At 37.1% G+C, this 19,439-nt stretch carries 20 protein-coding genes and 2 pseudogenes; 15 read left to right on the top strand and 7 right to left on the bottom strand.

The window, feature by feature from the left end; genetic code table 11:
* Positions 1-4 precede the first annotated feature (4 nt).
* From flhF to LEP1GSC059_RS14465, 11 genes are all read left to right on the top strand, one after another.
* On the top strand, positions 5-1,285 hold the full coding sequence (gene flhF, locus LEP1GSC059_RS14515) for a flagellar biosynthesis GTPase FlhF (protein ID WP_017214400.1): 1,281 nt from the start codon (positions 5-7) through the stop codon (positions 1,283-1,285).
* Positions 1,286-1,312: 27 nt separating this feature from the next.
* On the top strand, positions 1,313-2,227 hold the full coding sequence (locus tag LEP1GSC059_RS14510; protein ID WP_002177574.1) for a MinD/ParA family protein: 915 nt from the start codon (positions 1,313-1,315) through the stop codon (positions 2,225-2,227).
* Between the two features lie 3 nt (positions 2,228-2,230).
* Positions 2,231-2,704 carry a hypothetical protein gene (locus tag LEP1GSC059_RS14505; protein WP_017214399.1) on the top strand — a complete coding sequence of 158 codons (474 nt, stop codon included), beginning with the start codon at positions 2,231-2,233 and terminating at the stop codon, positions 2,702-2,704.
* Between the two features lie 126 nt (positions 2,705-2,830).
* Positions 2,831-3,631 carry an RNA polymerase sigma factor WhiG gene (gene whiG / locus LEP1GSC059_RS14500; protein ID WP_002177507.1) on the top strand — a complete coding sequence of 267 codons (801 nt, stop codon included), beginning with the start codon at positions 2,831-2,833 and terminating at the stop codon, positions 3,629-3,631.
* 27 nt (positions 3,632-3,658) lie between these two features.
* Positions 3,659-5,644 carry a FapA family protein gene (locus LEP1GSC059_RS14495; RefSeq protein ID WP_017214397.1) on the top strand — a complete coding sequence of 662 codons (1,986 nt, stop codon included), beginning with the start codon at positions 3,659-3,661 and terminating at the stop codon, positions 5,642-5,644.
* A gap of 8 nt (positions 5,645-5,652) precedes the next feature.
* Positions 5,653-6,006: a hypothetical protein gene (locus LEP1GSC059_RS14490; RefSeq protein WP_002177475.1), complete on the top strand. Its 354-nt coding sequence runs from the start codon at positions 5,653-5,655 to the stop codon at positions 6,004-6,006.
* 45 nt (positions 6,007-6,051) lie between these two features.
* Positions 6,052-7,104 (top strand): hypothetical protein, encoded by a 1,053-nt coding sequence (locus LEP1GSC059_RS14485; RefSeq protein WP_017214396.1) that lies wholly within the window; start codon positions 6,052-6,054, stop codon positions 7,102-7,104.
* Entirely contained in the window at positions 7,104-7,385 is a 282-nt protein-coding gene (locus LEP1GSC059_RS14480) for a DUF370 domain-containing protein (RefSeq protein WP_002177472.1), read from the top strand. Before LEP1GSC059_RS14485 ends, LEP1GSC059_RS14480 begins: the two co-directional genes overlap by 1 nt.
* Positions 7,382-7,945 carry a guanylate kinase gene (locus LEP1GSC059_RS14475; protein WP_081099767.1) on the top strand — a complete coding sequence of 188 codons (564 nt, stop codon included), beginning with the start codon at positions 7,382-7,384 and terminating at the stop codon, positions 7,943-7,945. Before LEP1GSC059_RS14480 ends, LEP1GSC059_RS14475 begins: the two co-directional genes overlap by 4 nt.
* Entirely contained in the window at positions 7,942-8,445 is a 504-nt protein-coding gene (locus tag LEP1GSC059_RS14470; RefSeq protein ID WP_017214395.1) for a hypothetical protein, read from the top strand. The genes LEP1GSC059_RS14475 and LEP1GSC059_RS14470 overlap by 4 nt, the downstream gene beginning before the upstream one ends.
* On the top strand, positions 8,439-8,780 hold the full coding sequence (locus tag LEP1GSC059_RS14465; RefSeq protein ID WP_017214394.1) for a hypothetical protein: 342 nt from the start codon (positions 8,439-8,441) through the stop codon (positions 8,778-8,780). The genes LEP1GSC059_RS14470 and LEP1GSC059_RS14465 overlap by 7 nt, the downstream gene beginning before the upstream one ends.
* Positions 8,781-8,988: 208 nt before the next feature.
* On the opposite strand, the pseudogene LEP1GSC059_RS22225 reads toward LEP1GSC059_RS14465, so the two are convergent.
* From LEP1GSC059_RS22225 to fliI, 5 genes and pseudogenes are all read right to left on the bottom strand, one after another.
* Positions 8,989-9,287: pseudogene (locus tag LEP1GSC059_RS22225) on the bottom strand (SH3 domain-containing protein); the annotation flags it as partial.
* 142 nt (positions 9,288-9,429) lie between these two features.
* Positions 9,430-9,822 (bottom strand): hypothetical protein, encoded by a 393-nt coding sequence (locus tag LEP1GSC059_RS14460; RefSeq protein WP_002177524.1) that lies wholly within the window; start codon positions 9,820-9,822, stop codon positions 9,430-9,432.
* Positions 9,823-9,835: 13 nt separating this feature from the next.
* Positions 9,836-10,483, bottom strand: a complete 648-nt coding sequence (locus LEP1GSC059_RS14455; protein ID WP_017214391.1) for a periplasmic-type flagellar collar protein FlbB — start codon at positions 10,481-10,483, stop codon at positions 9,836-9,838.
* A 158-nt stretch (positions 10,484-10,641) separates the two neighbouring features.
* Positions 10,642-11,208: a flagellar export protein FliJ gene (gene fliJ / locus LEP1GSC059_RS14450; RefSeq protein WP_002177532.1), complete on the bottom strand. Its 567-nt coding sequence runs from the start codon at positions 11,206-11,208 to the stop codon at positions 10,642-10,644.
* 3 nt (positions 11,209-11,211) lie between these two features.
* On the bottom strand, positions 11,212-12,576 hold the full coding sequence (fliI, locus tag LEP1GSC059_RS14445; protein WP_002177530.1) for a flagellar protein export ATPase FliI: 1,365 nt from the start codon (positions 12,574-12,576) through the stop codon (positions 11,212-11,214).
* Between the two features lie 784 nt (positions 12,577-13,360).
* On the opposite strand from fliI, the gene fliF reads away from it, so the two are divergent.
* From fliF to LEP1GSC059_RS14425, 4 genes and pseudogenes are all read left to right on the top strand, one after another.
* The gene (gene fliF, locus LEP1GSC059_RS14440; RefSeq protein WP_017214389.1) at positions 13,361-15,061 is read left to right on the top strand and encodes a flagellar basal-body MS-ring/collar protein FliF; all 1,701 of its coding nucleotides are present in this window, start codon (positions 13,361-13,363) and stop codon (positions 15,059-15,061) included.
* Positions 15,061-16,029 carry a FliG C-terminal domain-containing protein gene (locus LEP1GSC059_RS14435; protein ID WP_017214388.1) on the top strand — a complete coding sequence of 323 codons (969 nt, stop codon included), beginning with the start codon at positions 15,061-15,063 and terminating at the stop codon, positions 16,027-16,029. The genes fliF and LEP1GSC059_RS14435 overlap by 1 nt, the downstream gene beginning before the upstream one ends.
* Before the next feature lie 3 nt (positions 16,030-16,032).
* On the top strand, positions 16,033-16,956 hold the full coding sequence (fliH, locus tag LEP1GSC059_RS14430) for a flagellar assembly protein FliH (protein ID WP_001096786.1): 924 nt from the start codon (positions 16,033-16,035) through the stop codon (positions 16,954-16,956).
* Between the two features lie 6 nt (positions 16,957-16,962).
* Positions 16,963-17,324, top strand: a pseudogene (locus tag LEP1GSC059_RS14425) (hypothetical protein).
* Here the strand turns inward: LEP1GSC059_RS14425 and LEP1GSC059_RS14420 are convergent.
* Both LEP1GSC059_RS14420 and LEP1GSC059_RS14415 read right to left on the bottom strand, forming a co-directional pair.
* Positions 17,261-18,199 (bottom strand): hypothetical protein, encoded by a 939-nt coding sequence (locus tag LEP1GSC059_RS14420; protein ID WP_017214386.1) that lies wholly within the window; start codon positions 18,197-18,199, stop codon positions 17,261-17,263. The pseudogene LEP1GSC059_RS14425 and the gene LEP1GSC059_RS14420 overlap by 64 nt on opposite strands.
* Before the next feature lie 302 nt (positions 18,200-18,501).
* Positions 18,502-19,047, bottom strand: a complete 546-nt coding sequence (locus LEP1GSC059_RS14415) for a hypothetical protein (protein ID WP_017214385.1) — start codon at positions 19,045-19,047, stop codon at positions 18,502-18,504.
* Between the last annotated feature and the right edge of the window lie 392 nt (positions 19,048-19,439).

The raw sequence follows: 19,439 nt of genomic DNA, 5'->3' as shown, positions 1-19,439 counted from the left end.
GAATATGGAATTTGCTAAAATTCGGGGCAAAAGTTATCAAGACTGTTTGATGGAAATGAAAATGAAATACGGTTCGGAGGCTACCGTAATTTCTCAAACGGTTGTAACCGAAGGTGGTGTGATGGGCACTGGGCTTCTCGCAAAAAAGATGATCGAAATACAGATCGGAATTCCGGAGAAACAAGCGTCTCGAGAAAAAATAGAACGTAAACTTCAAGACCTAAAAGATCTTTTAAAACAAAAATCTTATACTTCTCCAGAAAGAAAAAAAACTCTACAAACTTTAAAACCTCTTTCTAAAACTTTAGAAGAAAAAGAAGCCATAATCGAAGAGGAAATTGAAGAAATAATTACCGAGCCGGAAAGAGTGGGGCTTTCTTTCGAAAAGGAACTTTTAGATAAAAATTCTTTTTCAAGAAGAGAAATTTCCACTGTTCGAAAGGATTCTCCCTTAATCCGATTAGGAGAAAAATTAGTTCGAGAAGGAATGAGTCAGTCCTATGTGGAAGAAATTATTTCTAAAGTAGAAGAGAGACTTTCTCCTCTAGATCAAGGACGCAATCACGCCGTTCTAGAAAGGACAATTGAAATCCTAAAAGAAAGGGTGAGTGTGGACTCGGATCTTTTTCGGGGCACCGGAAAAAACCAAAGAAAAGTGATCTTTTTTGTAGGACCTACCGGTTCTGGTAAAACTACAAGCGTGGCAAAATTAGCTGCAAAGTATTTTTTACATAAAGGGAAATCAGTGTCTCTTTATACTACGGATAATTATCGTATTGCCGCCATTGAACAGCTCAAACGTTATGCAGACACAATGGGAATGCCGTTTTATCCGGTTAAAGACATAAAAAAATTCAAGGAAACACTGGCGAGGGATGGTTCAGAACTCATTCTAATCGATACTGCAGGGTATAGTCATAGAAATCTAGAACAGCTCGAAAGGATGAATACTCTACTTTCTTGTTTTGGGGAAAAAGACTCTGTGGAAAATCTACTTGTCCTTTCGTCCACTTCTTCCTACCATCATACGAGCACTGTATTGAAAGCCTATGAGTCTTTAAATTACCAAAGAATTCTTCTCACAAAATTAGATGAGGCGGATTTTTTAGGTGGTTTTCTCGAACTGGCCGATACATACTCTAAGAGTTTCACATACTACAGCGTAGGTCAGGAAGTTCCTTTTGACATTCTTTCTGCCGAAAAAAATCTTATGGCTGAATGTGTGGTGACTCCGGAGAAAATTGCTGAGCTGAGAGGAGAAGTTTTCACCGTCACAGGTGACTGATTCGATCGGCTTTCGAAGAGGTAAAGAATGGATCAGGCGGCTCATTTACGGAAACTCACCGAGGGCAACACGAGTCTTAAAGTTCTGTCATCCAGAAAACCCACTACTAAGATCGTAGCGATCGCATCCGGGAAAGGAGGAGTGGGTAAAAGTACCATTTCCGTAAACCTGGCTATTTCTATGGCAAGGGCGGGACAAAAAGTACTCGTATTCGACGGGGATCTAGGGCTCGCTAACATAAACGTAATTTTAGGAATCATTCCTAAATACAATCTTTATCACGTAGTCAAAGGACATAAAAGCCTGAAGGACATAGTTATCCAAACTCCGGAAGGAGTGGATATTATCGCGGGAGCTTCCGGATATTCCCAACTTGCAAACCTAAACGACACTCAGAGAAATTCTCTGATCAAGGGATTTTCAGAATTAGATAATTATGATATTATGATCATTGATACTGGTGCGGGAATCAGTTCTAATGTAATCGGACTGACTCTGCCCGCAGACGACGTGATCGTAATTACAACTCCGGAACCGACCGCAATTACCGATTCTTACGGACTGATCAAGGCGATTGTATCTCAGAGTAGAGATAAAAATCTCAAAATGGTGGTCAATCGGGTTCGAAGCGCCATCGAAGGTAAAAAAGTAGCAGATAGAGTTATCGACATTAGCGGGCAATTTTTAGAAGTGAAGGTAGAAAACCTAGGATTTATCTTTCAGGATGAAGAAGTAGAAAAAAGTATTCGGGAACAAAAACCTTATATTATCAATTCACCTAAAAGTAAGGCAGCAGCTTGTCTAAATCGTATAACGTATTCACTTTTAAATCAGGATATAGAACCTTTGGAAGACTCTGGAATCGGAGGTTTTTTCAAAAAGTTTTTTAACTTTATGGACGTCCGAGACAAAGAATTTGATAAGAACGACGAAGAAGAATAGTCCTTGAATCTTCAGATTTTATTTATCGGGGTTTTTGTAGTAGTTGCTTTTGCCATCAGCGCTCTCTGCGGATTTTTAATTGGAAATTCTTTTGGTCATGTCCTTCTTGTAACCTTTCTTTCTATGATCGCGTTTGCGGTTTTAGGATTTGGAGTACACTCGATTTTAGAAACAAAAGTTCCAGAGTTTTTAGATTTTCTTTCCAATATAGGAGGAGAATACGTTCCTCCCGCTCATGCTACCGATTCGGAGAATGTAGTCAAAGGAAGAGATTATACGAGTAACGCAAGTGATACAGATTTTGCGGAAGGATCTTCCAACTCTGAAGTTTTTGCTTCTGCTGCTCCGAAACGTCAGAAGGATGGAAACTTTGGGGATCACATCATGGTCGAAAATATAGCGATCAAAAATGAACCTAAACTTATGGCAGAAGCGATTCGTACTATGTTGGCTCGAGACGATATGGGCGAAAAGTAATCGTTTGATCTGAGAAATTGAATGAGACAAAAAACTGCTTGATTTCCCCGTTTTTGCATTAAAAAATGCTATTGCAATTTTCTGAGAAGCTCGACACTTTAAATGAGGTCTTCCAGATCCGAGCTTATGTCCAAAAAATATGAGAAATATAACCAGCAGGATGAGACGGAACTATGGAAATCCTATCGAGAAACCAAAGATCAGGATATCCGTGCTTACCTTGTAGAAAAATATTCTCCGCTAGTCAAACACGTAGCAGGTAGAATCGCTATAGGCATGCCTCAAAACGTTGAATTCGACGATCTTGTATCTTATGGAGTTTTTGGACTTTTGGATGCGATCGAAAAGTTCGATCCGGAAAGACTGATTAAATTCAAAACGTATGCAATGACTCGAATTCGAGGAAGTATCTTTGACGAGTTGCGTTCCATCGATTGGATTCCTAGATCTATCCGTCAAAAAGCAAAACAACTAGAACAAATTATAGGAATGCTGGAAAACAAAGAGGGCCAGCAAGTAGACGACGACGCGATCGCAAAAGAATTGGGAATTTCTATGGAAGAATACAATTCCCTTCTTACAAAAATTAGCGGAACCTCTCTTGTTTCGTTAAACGACATCTGGTTTTTAGGAGATGAAAATGACGAGGTTTCCTTTATGGAAACTTTAGAATCTCCTATGAATATGAATCCGGATACGATTATAGAAAAAGAAGAAATTAAGAATGTAATCGTAGAAGCGATCAAAACTCTTCCTGAAAAAGAAAAAAAAGTAATCGTATTATATTATTATGAAGATCTAACTTTAAAGGAGATCGGTGAGGTGCTGGAGGTTACGGAGTCCAGAATTTCTCAGTTACACACTAGAGCCGTTTCCAGATTGAGAAGTAAACTCGGTAAAGTAAAGTCCGTCATTTCTCGTAAGTAATTTTTGATTTACTAGGACGGGGAGAATATGGGTTCTCTAATACCATTCTTACAAGACCAAAGCAAGGAACTGGATCGTATCCAGAACGAACAGGTGGAAGTTTACGGAGATACTCTGGAAAACTCTCTACGTCTCGCCGCAAAACATCTTAAAAAACAAGTACACGAATTGGACTATGTAGTTTTGAAACGTGGGAAGAAAAAGCTCTTCGGACACGAACCTTGGCACATTCGTGCTTCGATTCTTCCGGAAGATAACTTTTTGGATGAATTAACCGAGCTAGATCAAAAACTTACTGGCGGTTCGGGTAAACTCGTTTCTAAGGATCTCAAAGATCTCATTCAGCCCAAGGACAAAAACGGAAAGGTTCTGGTTCAAATCCTTCGAAACGGAGCGTATCTTACCACCTTTGCACCGTTAGGTGACGGTCATCCAGTGGATCTGGACGAGGTGTTTAAAAAACTTTCTTTAAAAGGTGTTTCCGGAGAGGACGGCAAACTGGTCCGCAAAATTGTAAAGGAAGCAAAAGGAGAGCCGGTTCTTATCTCACAACAGAAACCTAGACCAGGGATGGAAGCAAAACTAATCTTAGATATTTCTGCTGATAAAATGAAAGCTAAAGTTACAATTCTTCCTCCTAGACCTGGTGGAAAGGATTTTGAAGTTAGAGACGTAGTCAATCATCTCAAAAACGCAGGAGTAAAATACGGTTTTAAAGAAGAAGAAATTCAAAGAAAACTGGAAGAAGAATTTTATAATCAACCTTTTATCGGTGCTGAGGGAGACTATCCTATCAACGGTAAAAACGCTCAGATCATCTATCACGTTCGGACTTCTAAAAATATTTCTTTCCGTGAAGACGAATCTGGAAGAGTAGACTTCAAGGATTTGGATCTGATTGAAAACGTAGTAGTAGGTCAGTTACTCGCCGAAAAAATTCCTGCAGAAAAAGGAAAATACGGTCGTACTCTTTTTAACGAACTTCTTCCTGCAAAAGACGGAGCGGATACAGACTTAAAACAAGGAAAGGGAACTATTCTTTCCGAAGACAGAAGCAAGTTGACCGCGGAAGTAAACGGTCAGGTTGTCTATGCGACCGGAAGACTTTCGGTGGAAACCGTTTATCGAGTGAATGGAGATGTAGGAATCAAAACGGGTAACGTTACTTTTCTAGGTTCGATTGTAATTACGGGTAACGTGGAAGATAATTACTCAGTCAAAGCCGCCGGTAATATTGAAATTTACGGAACGGTTCAAAAGGCGAGAGTGGAAGCAGATGGAGACATCATCATTCGCCAAGGAATTTCCGGAAGAGAAGAGGCTCACGTAGAATCCACTGGTGGAAACGTGATCGCTAAATTCATACAAAGCGCCACCGTGATCACCGAAAAGGACGTTATGGTTCAAGAGGGAGTTTTACATTCTTTTGTGAGTGCTGGAGGAAAAATTCTCTGTAATGGAAAACGAGGCCAAATTGTAGGTGGAACGGTTCGGGCTTCCGAGCTGATCGCTGCCAGAAGTATCGGTTCTTCTGCAAATCCAGCGACTGAACTTGTTGTAGGTATTGATCCTAAGGTTCTAAAACAGATTGCCGACTACGAAGCCAAGATGCACGAAAGTCAGGCCAAACACGAACAAGTTTTCAAAAGTTTAAAAACTCTTCAGGCCAGAAAAGAATCCGATCCGGCTTCTTTTACGGAAGAACACGAAAATCAACTTTCTAAAATGCAGAAGGCAGTGGATAAACTCGATTCTAGAGTCAAAGAGTTTGAAACGGAAATTAGTAATCTTAAAAATTATATGGAAGAAAAGTCGTCTCACGGTAAGATCAGTATCGAAAAAGTTCTCTACGGCGGAGTGACTATGAGAATCCGAAACTCTGATTTTAAAACTAGAAACGAGATTAAGAACAAAACTTTCGTAGAAGAAAATGGAATGATTCGCCAAGTTCCTTATGAAGATCCTGAGCCGGATAAAAAAGACTGGAGAAAAAAACGAAATCGTGGTAATTAAACCTTAGAATGAGGTTGAGCGATACTTTTTTAGGTTATGGTCAGGCTCCGGATATGATCCGGAAGCAGCAGGTGGAGAATCCTTTCACCATGCCTCATATGATCTCCGAAACTTCTCGGATGGTCAAAGAATATAACGACACACGCAAATACGCCGTTGAATTGTATACCGACGTTTTTTCTCTTTCTCCTGAATCTAGGGAAAAAATGGCTTCGGCAAGAAATCAGAAAATAGATCAGATCAAGGATCGATTGAAAACATACAAATCGGCCTCGGACGATAAGTCTTATACGTATTCTTCCAATGGCCAAAAGGCGTCTAACGTTCCGTCCAATCGAGGTAAAATCGAATTTTTTGCTTAAACTTTTTCCGAAGGAATGTTGTTGGAGACGTACCGGGGGAAAAGTATGGAACTATTTGCAGTATTGGCAATCAACGCGGTTGTTTCCGTTGTTTTATATTATACGATTACTTCAAAAGTAACCGAAAGAATTCGTACCCATATGTTGGGAAAGATTAACGGAGAAATTAGAGATTTTATAGACGAGTTGGAAACCGAGTCTCTTAGACAAGTTGATCTTATGGGAGCGAGAATTCTCACTTTTAAAGAGATCACTTCTAAGGCTGAAGAACTGGTCAAAAGAATTGAACAGGCAACTTCTTCGGATATTCTCGAAAAGATCCAAATTGTACATAAAGATTCTGTAATTAATGTTGAAAACAAAGAATCTGAGAATTCATATTCCCTCAAAAATGGAAATCATACTGGAATTTCTAGTTTTGTTCAACAAGGAATCGGTCATATCTATAAAGAAAATCTGGATCTGACTAGGGAGGATGTAGAAGATTTTTCTAATTTGCAGAAGGTTTCTAATTCTAAAATCCATACTTCTTATATTCAAAAATCAGAAACTACTCCTAAGGTAACAAAAAGAGAAGTTGTATCCAAAAATAAATCGGAGATTCTTTCACAAGGTTCTACTTCCAATCTGGTTTTAGAGACGATCGGTAAGGGTGTTCGTAAATTTTTTGGCATTCAAGAAATCAAAACGGTTCGTGAGGAAGATGAAACGTTTGGGAACGATTTTTTTCCGGGAACTAGGAATTCCACTTTGGATATTTCATTGGATGAAAATCCGTTTACGCCCGTTTCCGAATCGAAGTTGAGCGAAACCTCTTCTCTTGTTTTTAAGGACAATCTAAAACCGAAAGAAGCTGACTTTGGTAGAATTTTACAAGAAAATATTGTAGGTTATCAGCCTATCAAACCGGATTCTACAAAAATTTCCGCCGAAGCAGCGTTACTCGAAATTGGAGAAGATTCTACAAAAATAGAGAAAGTTGTTTTCCTTTTAAAAAGAAAATATACTCATGAAGAAATTTCGGAAGTTTTGGATCTCGCTCTGGGTGAGGTGGATATTATTGAAAGGTTCAGGTTGGACAGAAATAGGAGGTTCTGATGTCCCAATTTAGCGTACTCAACGTAGGATTCGGGAATATCGTTCTGGTTTCTAAAATCGTAAGCATCATTCATTCGGATTCTGCATCTGCTAAAAGAATCCGAAACGAAGCAAAGAGCAACAACAGCCTAATTGATGCGACTCAGGGTAAAAAAACCCGTTCGATTATAGTGACGGACAGTAACCATCTTATTCTTTCCAATCTTAGAGTTGAATCTCTGACTAGAAGAATTGAATCCAGAGATAATTCGATCGCTTCTGAAGAGGAAGATTTAGACTGAACTCTCCTAAACTTTTTGTTCTCTCCTCGGTTGCAGGTGGAGGAAAATCAACGCTCATTCAAAAACTCAGGGAAAGGCATCCCGAGATTTTATTTTCGATTTCGTGTACGACCCGCGCTCCTCGTCCCGGCGACAAAGAGGGCATAACGTATTATTTTCTGACAAAAGAAGAGTTTGAAAAAGGAATTTCCAAGTCAGCATTTTTAGAATGGGCCCTCGTTCACGATCAATACTACGGCACCCCGTTGAAATTCATAGAAGAAGCGTTTCAAAACGGTTCCTCCGTGATCATGGACATAGATGTTCAAGGTGCAAAGATCATCAAGGACAAACTTCCAGACAAGATCGTTACGATCTTTATTCTTCCTCCGAACGAAGTGGAATGGGAGAGACGTCTTAGAGGTAGAGGAACCGACTCCGAAGAAAACATTCTGAAACGAATCCGGAACGGCAAAGCCGAACTGGAAAGACAAAGTGAATTCGATTTTAAAATCGTGAACGACGATTTGGAGAAGGCGCTCGTCGAGTTGGAAGGGATTATTCTAGGAAATTTAAAATGAGAAATAAGAAAAATCGTATGTTACTATCTTTTTTAATAATTTTATTTTTTCTTTCTTTTGTATCCGTCAATGCGAGTTGCGTTTTCCTTGCGCATCGGGATGTCGAAGGTCTGTATTTTTCAAAGAATGAAAATTCGAAATTTATCCGTCCTGTGATGATTCTTTCGGAAGGAAACGGATATTCCGTTCAAGTGTTTAACTATCTGTGGAAGATGGATTCTTTCGGTTTGGGAAAAATTGACCTTTCGAAAACGTTTCAATTTGTCGATGTCAATGATCGAGATGAGGATTTAAAATTTCGTTCGTTTCAAATCGATCCGGCAAAAGCTACGGTCTGGATCGAATACGACGAAGAAAAAATCGAATTCATTCGAACCAAGGATCCGATTCTTCTCGGCGTTTTGTCTCAGATCAAAAAAGGAATCAACTTTACGATTCCAGTTCATCCGAAGATGAAAACTTATCTAAGAGACGAATTGTCGTTCGAGGCGCTTTGTTAGAAAAAAGAGGGGAAGCGGTAGAAAAATGCAAAAGACATTCCTTTCAATTTTTTTCAGGTCCTCCCGATCCGCATCAACCGAAAAATACCTTCTTGTTTGCGGCGAAACACGCATACGATCCTGAATTTTCAGACTGTGTCCAACATTTAAATCCGAAAAAATTATACTTAGCCGACGACCATGATCGGGGATATTTATACTACGACGAAAAGGGAAAAATCGTCGGCATGCTCATGTATGGGGACATGTATGTGGTAGAGGATTATCCTTTGGAAAAGGCTTTGCGTATTATGAGATCCTCGGAAAGAAAACAGAAAGGATTTATGTCAGAATAGTCGGGAAATTGTATATTATAAAATAATTATGCTTTTAAGATTTAAGAGTCATTCGACTTTGAATCGTTTGCGAAAAACATCCATTCTATTTTTTTTATCTTATTTTTACTCCGTTGTTCTGGCGTAAAAAGAACGTATGTTTTCCCGGAAGAACAAAACATGGAACGTTTGAGTGGAGTGTACGATTTAGAAAATGAAAAATACAACGGGAGATCGATTCAAATCCTATATTCTTATCAATTTCTAATTTAAAATTACTATTCTCTTTTGCAATGGATGAGGGTATCGATCGGTTACATTTTCTCCAAATATTCTTTTCTTCTTTTTCTAAAGCTCCAGAGAAAACCTAGCCTTCTAATCCATTTTTGGTGATAATTTTAAAAAATGGCGCGTTAATTGTATTGTTGTTTATAATATTCTCTATTTTATGATTAGAAATTTCACCATTCCAAGAAACGATTTCACCTTTGCTTAACTCACCGATTGAGGAGTTTCTCTAATTTTCATCCCGTTTAAGATGGAAAATAGTTTAATACTAGATTCTCCTGAAGTTTGCAAAGAGTTTAAAAGTAAGATTGTTAAAAAGAGTTTTTTAAAATTAAAGCTTCACCTAACACATAAAATACGAAGTGATTGTTTTAAACTCACGTTATCTGCAATCTGGAGAATCTACTAAAATAAACGGCATGGTGGTCGGAGTTCCGTTTGCTTTGAGTTCTCGGTCTTTCAGATAAAAGCCACAAACGGAAACGTAACTTCCTACTTGGACGTTGGAAATTAGAGAAGTTGAATCCGAATCCAGAGCGACCGGTTTACCAGAAAAATAAACCAAAAAACGAATCGAATTTCCTTTATATAAAATTTCCGAAACGGTTCCAGATATTTGAATCGTTTTCCCGAAGGCTGCAGATGGATTGGAGACTAATTCGTAACCGTTTACCTTGGGAGGCGGGGAATTTGTTTTCTTTTTGGATTCAATAGAGGTTTCAACTAACACTAAAAATACGAAAAGAATAAAAAACGATTTTATTTTAAAATTCATAGTTTCTCCAAATTTATGGATTCGATTCTATTGCATCGTCTGGAATACCTGGGGTTTTGATTCCACTATATCTACTGAGCCATTTGTTTGTAATCATAGCGCGTCTATCCGCAGGAAAAAGTGTTAAAAGATAAGTAGTGATTGTAGGTCTTCCGTCTTCTTCTGCGTCCTTATCCATCTGAATAAAAACGTCTATAATATCTCCATCGGGCCAGTTTACAAGCATTCCAATTGCGGATTCGGGAGGCATGTTTCCTACTTTATCCGCAAGAACCTTAACTAGTTTTTGGCGACTATTTTTTTCGGAGTCTGCAGATTTCATTTCTTTTTCTTTTGCAATGAGGCCCTTGCGCATTTCTTCCAACTTTTCCATTTCGGCTTCAAGTTTTCCTTTTTCGGCGATCAGTTCTACTTTTCTTTTTTCAAGTTCGTCTAATTCTTCCGCAAATCTTTCTTGAGCTTTAGAAAATTCTAATTTTTGAAGTTCGCTGGGAGATTCGTTGTCTTGATTTACGAGAGCAGGTTCTTTACGAAGAAATGGAAAAATTTCAGAGGCGTTGATGATTTGGAAATAATCGAAAACGAAAAAACCGATCGCCAATAAAAAAAGAATGAGAAGTACTAGATAGATAGCTCTTGCTTTGTCGCTTAAGGATGCCATGTTAAACCTTTAGATCGATTCGATTCCCGTTGATTTTATTTTCCAAATCTTCCGCTTTCTTTTGAAAATCGGTAATTTTCTTCTGAAGGCTAAGCATAGAATCTGTCGTTTGGTTAGAATTTCCAACTGCGACATTTAAGATTTTCTGAAATAAAGATTCATTTTTTATATCTGTCGTATAGTTTTTTGATTTCGGATGCGCCTGAATCGTCGTTAGGCGATTCGGGGTTTGATCCAGTATCGTATGTAAAGACTCTCGGAATCGATTTAGAGGATTCATTGATTTTTCTCCGTTCAATGGATTTTAGTTGATTGTAATGTTCTTCGAGTTCGAACTTTTCTTTTTTAAAATATAATTTTTTGTAATCTTTATATTGATTCTCTTTAAGAATCTCTAAAATTTTACGATCTTTTTGAGCGAGTATTAGTTCTGCTCTTTTAGAATCTAACTCTGATTTTCTATTTTCTATGTCGGATTCTAAATTTTCGTTTTGGGTAATGAGAGAGCGGATATAACCTTGATGAAGTTGGTAATCTCTTAAAGAGGCCCCTTGAAGAGAATAAGATTCTCCCGTAAGAAGTTCGATTTGTTTTTCGTTTTCTAAAATGGAGTTGCGGATCTGGTTGATTTCACCTGTAACTTTCGAGAATGCCTTTAGTTTTTCATCTTCTTTTTTTTTGCGAAGATTTAATACCGGTTCTAGACTAAATTGAAAACGTTTCAAAATCTAGAATTCCTCTTCTTCCTGTTCTTCCTCTAAAACTTCTTTCAGACCTTGTAAAGCTTGAGAATAAGTACTACGTTCCTGAATTTTCTGTTTTAAATAACGATCTATTTTGTCTTTTTTACGAATCGCAAGATCTACCTTTGAATCGGAACCGGAAACATATGCGTTTAAACGGATCAATTCTTCTGAGGAGTTATAAACGCTGATCAGTTCTCGGATCATTCCCGCTCTTAGGTTTTGATCTTCTGAAGCAATCCTTGCCATTACTCTGGAAAGGGAAGCGGGTATGTCGATTGCAGGATAATGATTTTTTTCGGCGAGTTTTCTATTCAAAATGATATGTCCGTCTATATAACCTCGAACAGCATCTGCGATTGGATCTTCCATTTCATCTGCTTCTGTTAGAACCGTATAAAATCCTGTGATAGTTCCTCCCGATTTGGAAGTTCCAGAACGTTCAACAAGTTTTGCTAATTTAGAAAAAACTGATGAACTAAATCCTCTCGTAATAGGAGGTTCGTGATTAGAAGCGGAGATCTCACGATTGGCCTGCGCAAATCGAGTTAAAGAATCCATCATAAGATTTACGTGTTTTCCTTGATCTCTAAAATATTCCGCGATGGAAGTTGCAAGTAAAGCGCAGTTTACCTGTTCCATTTTGGGTGCGTCGGAGGTTGCGGCTAAGACGACGGATTTTTTTAGTCCTTCTTTTCCGAGATCGATTTCAATGAATTCGTTTACCTCTCTACCTCTTTCTCCTACGAGAGCTATTACGTTTACGTCTGCGTCGGTATAACGCGCGATCATCCCGAGTAGACTGGATTTACCTACACCGGAACCGGAAAAGATTCCGACTCTTTGTCCTCTTCCGATTGTGAGAATTCCATCGATGGCTCGAACCCCGGTCATGAGAATGTCTCGGATGATCGGGCGATCTAAAGGATTGGGAACCTCGTTATCTGGAGCGCGTTCTTCTTTAGTGATGATATGACCTTTTTTATCGATCGGTCTTCCTACCCCGTTTAAAACTCTTCCAAGTAGTTCTTTTCCAACGGGGATGGCAAGTTTTCTGCCGGAAGAAAATACAAACGCTTCCGGATAAATTCCTTCTATGGGGCCAAGGGGCATAAGAGTATAAACGTGGCCTTCAAAGCCTACGATCTCACATTGGAGATAACCTTCTTTTCCACTTTTTTGGACGTCCATTAATTCCCCAATTTTAGAATCGGGTGGGCCTTCTGAATAGATTACGTTTCCAGAAACTCGAGTGACTTTTCCGGATTTCCGGATCGTTTCGGTTCGATCCATGATTAGGAAATATTTAGACATTACGTCTACTTTCTCATGAAATTTCTTTTCTATCATAAGGATTATCTCTTGGTATCTATAATTTACAAGAAAGTCAAGTATCTATGAGAAAATAAAAAAATTATGTCACTATAATTCAGTTTTTAGAAAAAAGCGGAGATCGTAGCTCGGCTAAAAAATCTTCGGTTTCAGTTTTTGATTTTCTTTGGTTTTTTAATCTGAAGAGATTTTACTACAATCTATCTCAAAAAATACTTTGTCTTTGCTTCAATGTCGCCTGATTATTCTAAGATGGCTTCTACTCAGACGACATATAGAAATAGCACTCAAAATTAACGATCGAATTTATCAAAGATGCAGAGATTTTCAAAAATTGTGTCTAACCAGAATTGTTAGATTTTTCGAAGGAATTCTAATTTTCGAAACTAACCATCATAATATGATTTTCATGTGTTCCTAATCGTAATAAAAATTACAATCTTATCGATCTAAGATAAATTTTTTAAAAGTTTTTCTAATATAATTTTTCCAGACTTGATTAGAGTTGTTGAAAGTGTCGATTAACAAAACTGCTTCAATCGACCGTTTTTATAAAACAGATGGGGAATTCATTTTTTAACAATTCTATTGATTTGAGTTCAAATCGTAAGAGTATGGAAACATCTACACAAAAGTTCAGTACTAAAAACATCTCAAACACATTCAAAATGGTGAATGTATTATTTATTTCGCTTAACATTTGTGTACCGAAATAAAATTTTCTAAAAAAATTGAAAAGAGATTGTACTCTATTTCCGATATTTGATTATGTCCCGTATTGTAAATTCGGTGGAGATCCGTTATGCCAGAGCAGTTACAGAAAATTTTAAATAACATCCGGGAATTTTTCACAACCCTGGATACTACTAAAAAACTTATTCTGGGAGGGGTGGCTCTAACCGTTTTAATTGCGATCGGAATTCTCTCCACGATTTCTCTTCAAAAAAACAGAGTGGTTCTGTTTAAGGATTTAACCAGCAAGGACTTTGCAGAAGTCACTAAAAAACTGGATTCTCTCGGTTATCAATATGGTAGTTCCGATACGAGCGTGATCACAGTCGACCCAGAACAAAGACAAGAGATCGTCACAAAACTCGCTCAAGAAAATTTAATTCCAGCCGGAGTTCAAGGTTGGGAACTTTTTAACGTAGACAAATTTACCGAAACTCAGTTCGACAAGGACATCAAAAAATACCGTGCTTTAAAAGGTGCAATTGAACAATCTCTTATGACTCTGCGTTCGGTGGACAAGGCCTACGTCAATATCGCCTTTCCGGAAGACGAACTTTTTAGTTCTAATTCATCTCCAGTAAAAGCATCCGTTATTTTACATTACATTCCAGGAGTGGAATCTCTTTCTAGGAAAGAAGTCAAAGGGATTGTAAATTTGGTTTCCAGAGCGGTTCCTAAATTAAAACCGGAAAATGTGAGTGTAGCCGACGCCGATGGTAAAATTATCAGCGACTTTGAAGAAGACTTAGAAAAAGAGAGACTTGAACTTAGGATCGTTCAAGAAAAATTAAGGATTGGAGAAGAACAAAGAATCCAACGTTTGATCGATATGAGAAACACACTTCGCTGGCTTTTAGGTGGAGAAGACAGAGTAGACATTACACGTTTTGAATATAATTTAAATTGGGATAAAGAGTCTTACAAAGATAATTCGGTTTCGCCGGTTGTTGCAATTCCAGATAATCCAAACACTCCTTATTCTGAACTAAAACTCGTAGACGGTTATTCACTCAAAGTTTCTTCGAAAGAAACCAAAGAAGATTTTAAAGGTAGAGGTTTTACTCCGGACGGTCCCGCAGGAACTGAACCAAACATTGCTCCCGGTTATAAAGATACGGATTATCAAAAAGCGGAATATAGCAAAGCCGAAAACATCAATAACTATGAATTTAACAGAAGAGTTTCTGAAGTTCAAAAACAACCTTGGAAAGTAGAAAAGGTAAACTTATCCGTTGTTATAGACGGGGTCTGGGAAAAGAAAGAGAAAGAAGACGGGACCGGTTACGATCGTAAATACGTTCCGGTTTCGGAAGATGAACTCAGACAGATCCGTAAAAATTTAGAATCTGCAGTCGGAATCGATAAGGCCAGAGGAGACCAAATTTCTGTTGTCACAATCCCAAAAGACAGATCGGCTCAATTTTCTGCGGAAGACGAAGAACTGCGTAAACAAAAAGCGATCCGTCAGATGATCATCGCGTCCTTAATCATCATTTTACTTTTAATCGTAAGCATACTGGTTTACAGAGCGGTCAAAAAAGAAATCGCAAGAAGAAGAAGACTCAGAGAAGAAGAACTTGCAGCCCAACAACAGATGATGAGAGAAGCAGCTCTTCGAGTTATGGACGAAAGCGGCGCCGAAGTGGAGCTTTCTCTCGACGAAAAATACAGAAGAGAACTTCTCGAAAACGCGATCAACCTCGCCAGAGAAAAACCGGAAGAAGTCGCACAACTTCTCCGCACTTGGCTCTCTGAAGAGGAAGCAGGTTGATGAACAACCTGTCTTCCAGACAAAACAGGGCTGGAAGTTTACTCCGAATTTTAGGAGAACATCTTCCTCCGGAAGTTTACAAACATCTAGGTCCGGAAGAAACTGGAAAACTTTTAGAAACGTTTCATAAAACCGGAAAACCAGATTCGAAAGAAGAGAGAAAAATTCTCTCTTCTTTTTTAAATTCTCTTTCTAAAATTCAAAAAGAAGAAACCATAGATCCAGAAAGTTTAAATCTTATCCGGGAACTGGAAGCGCTTCTCAAAGAAGAAAAAGAAGAAAGAGACCTCTTACAAGAACTGAAGACAAAAAACTCGGAAGAAATTTCCAGGATCGTTTCGGGCGAAAAACCGAACATGATCGCGCTCGTTCTTTGTTTTGGAAATCCAGACGCGGCGGCGGCTGTATTAAATGATTTTCCAGAAGTTATAAAAGAAGAAATTCTGATCCAAATTCACGATTTAGATCTTTCTAGCGAATATGAAAAAAATCGTTTGGAAAGATTTTTAAAATTCAAATTAGAAGCAATTGCTCTCGAAGAAAAAAGTCTACCGATCCATAACCCCAAAGGAAAAAAAGCGGCTGATCTTTTAGGTAGGTTGCGTCCAGGAGATTCTCAAAAAATATTTGCTCGAATCCGCGAGAAGCGCCCCGGTTTTGCCGAAAATATAATGGAACATTTCTTTCGAATGGAAGATCTATTATTTTTAGAAAGAGAACCTTTGAATCGTTTTTTTTCTTCCTTCCATCCGATCGTTCTTTCGTGTGCTTTAAAGGGTACGGAAACGGAGATACAGTCTAGAATTCTTGAAAAATTAGAACCATCTCTCTCCGCTTCGATCCGTTTGGAATCTGATTCTATGGGACCGATCAGTCTTGCAGAAATGGAGACTGCTCAAAACGGAATTTTGGAAAGACTACGGGAAGAGATCGAGGAAGGAAGTATTAAATTTTGGAGAGCGACTTAAGTCATGGCCAAACTCGTCTTTAAACCCATACAAATTTCGGATATGAAAGATCAGGTAGAATTAGCAATTCCTGATAAATATAAAAAATTTCATAGGGACGAAGACGCAGAAGAGTTTGAGGTAGATCAAGAAGGAAATATCATTGAACAGTACCAAGGACCTTCGATCGAAGAAATTGAAGCGGAGTTAAATCGTTACCGAGAAGAAAACGAAGAACAGGTTCGTAAACTTTTAGAAGACGCCAGAAGAAAGTCAGAAGAGATCGAGGAAGAAGGACGTAAACGCGCCTTTCAGATGATCCAAGATTCTAAAGAAAAAGTAAAGTTAGAAGAAGATACTGGTAAAGCCAAAGCAGAACAGATTCTTGATAGAGCCAAGATGGAAGTCGAAAGGATGATCAAAGAAGCCGAAATGAAGGTGGCTGAGATTGAACACGAGGCTTACTTAAAAGGTTACGATGCCGGTCGAGAAGTTGGTTTTAAAAAAGGTCAGGGAGAAGTTAGACGTTTGATTGATCGTCTGGGAACTATCGTAGGTAAAGCGATAGACATTCGGGAAGAAATCATTCAAGCTTCGGAAAAACAAATGGTGGAGATGATTTTAATCATCGCACGTAAAGTCATTAAAGACGAAATTATTGAAAGAAAAGAAATCGTTCTCAATAATATTAGGGAAGCATTAAAAAGAATCAAGGACCGCGACCGAGTGGATATTCGAGTCAACTTTGCGGACTTGGAACTTACAACCGCTCATAAAGACGAGCTGATCAAACTTATGGAATCTCTCCGCAAGGTTAATATCTATGAAGATTCTAGAGTGGATCGAGGTGGTGTTATCATCGAAACAGACGTGGGTGCGATCGATGCTAGAATTTCTACTCAGCTCAAAGAAATTGAAGAAGCGATTCGAAATGCGGAACCGATTTAAAATACGGTGAATTTTGAACCCTATTTTTTGAAATGGAAAGTATTCTTAAAAGTAAATAAGCAAGAGAAAGCATTTAAAATTTTATCTAAGATAGAAGAGACCTTTGATTATAAAATCGTAAGTCTTACTTATGAAAAATATTGGAAAGACAAATCTCTTTACGAAGCTAGTTTTAGAACTTACTTAAATTCTAAAAATATAGAGAATGCCGTATTTCAGTCTTTATTACTTTCTCAAAAACTAGGGTCCGATTGGCAAATTATTGGGCCAATTGAAATACAATCAAACTTGAAGGAATTTGCAATCAACCAACTTTTTTAGGTTTAAATTGGGTAAGCTTTATAATAGATACCGAAAAAGATACATAAAGAATGTTGAATAGAAGCATAAAATAAGGAAACTCTAAACCTTCAACTCCAGCTACATCGTAAAAAAAACGATTGGATTGTTTAATTTGATAACCATTTTCACTTTCATAAATTATAAATTCATAATACGCATAGTGGTCGTTTGATAGTTGGTGTGTGGAATATCCCACATAGTAGATTTTATTCCCGTCAAAATCTATAAATTCAAATATATCTACTGCATTAAAAAAGCATACTCGGTTATATTCAGCTTTTCGCTGATCAAAGGTATAATTTTTTTGAATGAAATCGTGAATCTTTATACCCTTGGAAATATTCAAACGAAATGAAGTTTTATTTAAGGCTTTGCGCCAGTTTGTTTCATCCTGATTCTTGGATAGGTGTATAAAAATATCGTCTAAAAAGTATTCGATTCTATCTTGTGTGGCATCGTAATCAAATCGTTTTGAGCTAGTAAGTTGCCAGTCACGATCTTTCGATTTCAGATTACAGGCGGGAAAAATATTTGGTTCAAGAGACAATTCAGATTCCAATTGTTTTACTTCTTTGATTGAATTTGGTATTGATGGGCGCGAAAGATAATAACCCCAATGAGATTGACTCCAAAATAAAATCATTACTCCGATCGATAAATATACAGTGGTGATAATCCTATGTTTGGTTGTATCAAAATAAGTAGAAGGAATCAGTTGGTTTAAAAATGCGGCTGCAATTGCTGGAACTAAGTATATTAATATTACCCAATCCAATGAGTCGGTAGGATGATACTGCAGATTGTATAATTCTTCTGAAAAGGTGGCAGTCAGTAATAAAAGAGAATGTAGAGGTATAAAGAAGAGTAAATATCTACTGATCTGAGCAAAAATCTTTTTCATAATTTCTAAAATGAAATTTAATTTTCCGATAAAGACACAATTAAAAAAGAATAAGTGGTCATACAAAGTAAATTATAAATATAAAAACTTGCTAAGAATCTTAAATGTGTAAATTAGAGCTATTCTTTTTGAATTTAAACAAGTCTCAAAAACGTAAAACGAGAATAGAGTAAGACTATTTTATTTTTTTAGGTCAAATTGAAATACTTTTTATAATTCGTTTTTGAATTTAACATCAATTTTGAATGGGATTTAAAATCGAATTCTATTTTTTACGAATCTAAGTTTGGAAATTCAAAAAACTATTTTTGAAATAAATATAGAATTTCATTTTCCATTTCTTCAAAGAATGAATTGGATAAATGATTTGAATTGATCTTCAAAATGTTTTTGAGTTTAAATTCTTCTTTTAACGATCCTTCATACCAATGAATCAATAACCCGAATTCGTTACAAAGATTTATCGAGAAAAATTTCAAAATCAACTGATGCCAAAATTCCGTTTCTGATAAATTAGATTCTTTTGAAGTATTGGTTTTTTGATTAAATTCAGAACGAACTTTTTCCGAAAGCCACCGATCGATTTTGGTTTTACTCCAACCTTTTTTTTCCAATTTAGAAATTGTAGATTGATGAGATGTGTTTTTTGCTCTGTTACGTTTTCCTAATGCAGTTTCACAATCGCAATTGTTTGTGGTAGGCCGAAAATAGAAATAACGATTTGACGTCTGACTTAAAATGTTTGGATTTATAATTTCTTCAAAACCTAAATTGTAGTTTTGTAAAACTTCATGCGTTTTAATTAAATTTACGTGATTTGGTATGGTCGCAGTGATATAATAACACATGGAAGATATTTTAAAAATTGAATTGATCCATACAAGTTGTTTTTATTTTAAAACATTGTTAAATGTAGTAATTAATTATTGTTTATGGGTTATAGGTTCTTTCGAAAGTTTTGTTTGTTGCAAAACATATAAATTTAAACCGTTCTTAAGATGGTTTTAAATTTAAAATCACTTTCAAAGTTTTTAAAGTATGTATATAAAAAATGATCGTTCAATTGAGTTTCTGTATGAAATGGCGATTGAGTAGTTATTACAAAAAGTAAATTATAAAAATAGAATTATTTTTAATGGTAATTGTGTTTTATTTAAATTTAAATCTCTGAAATTTGAGTTTAGATTTAAGTTATGCAATAGGGGACTAATCCTAAAGTCATTGGAATCGATTTTAAGAT

It is taken from the genome of Leptospira noguchii serovar Panama str. CZ214 (genome assembly GCF_000306255.2).
GTDB lineage: Bacteria > Spirochaetota > Leptospiria > Leptospirales > Leptospiraceae > Leptospira > Leptospira noguchii.
This window is presented reverse-complemented; position numbering and strand designations above follow the sequence as displayed.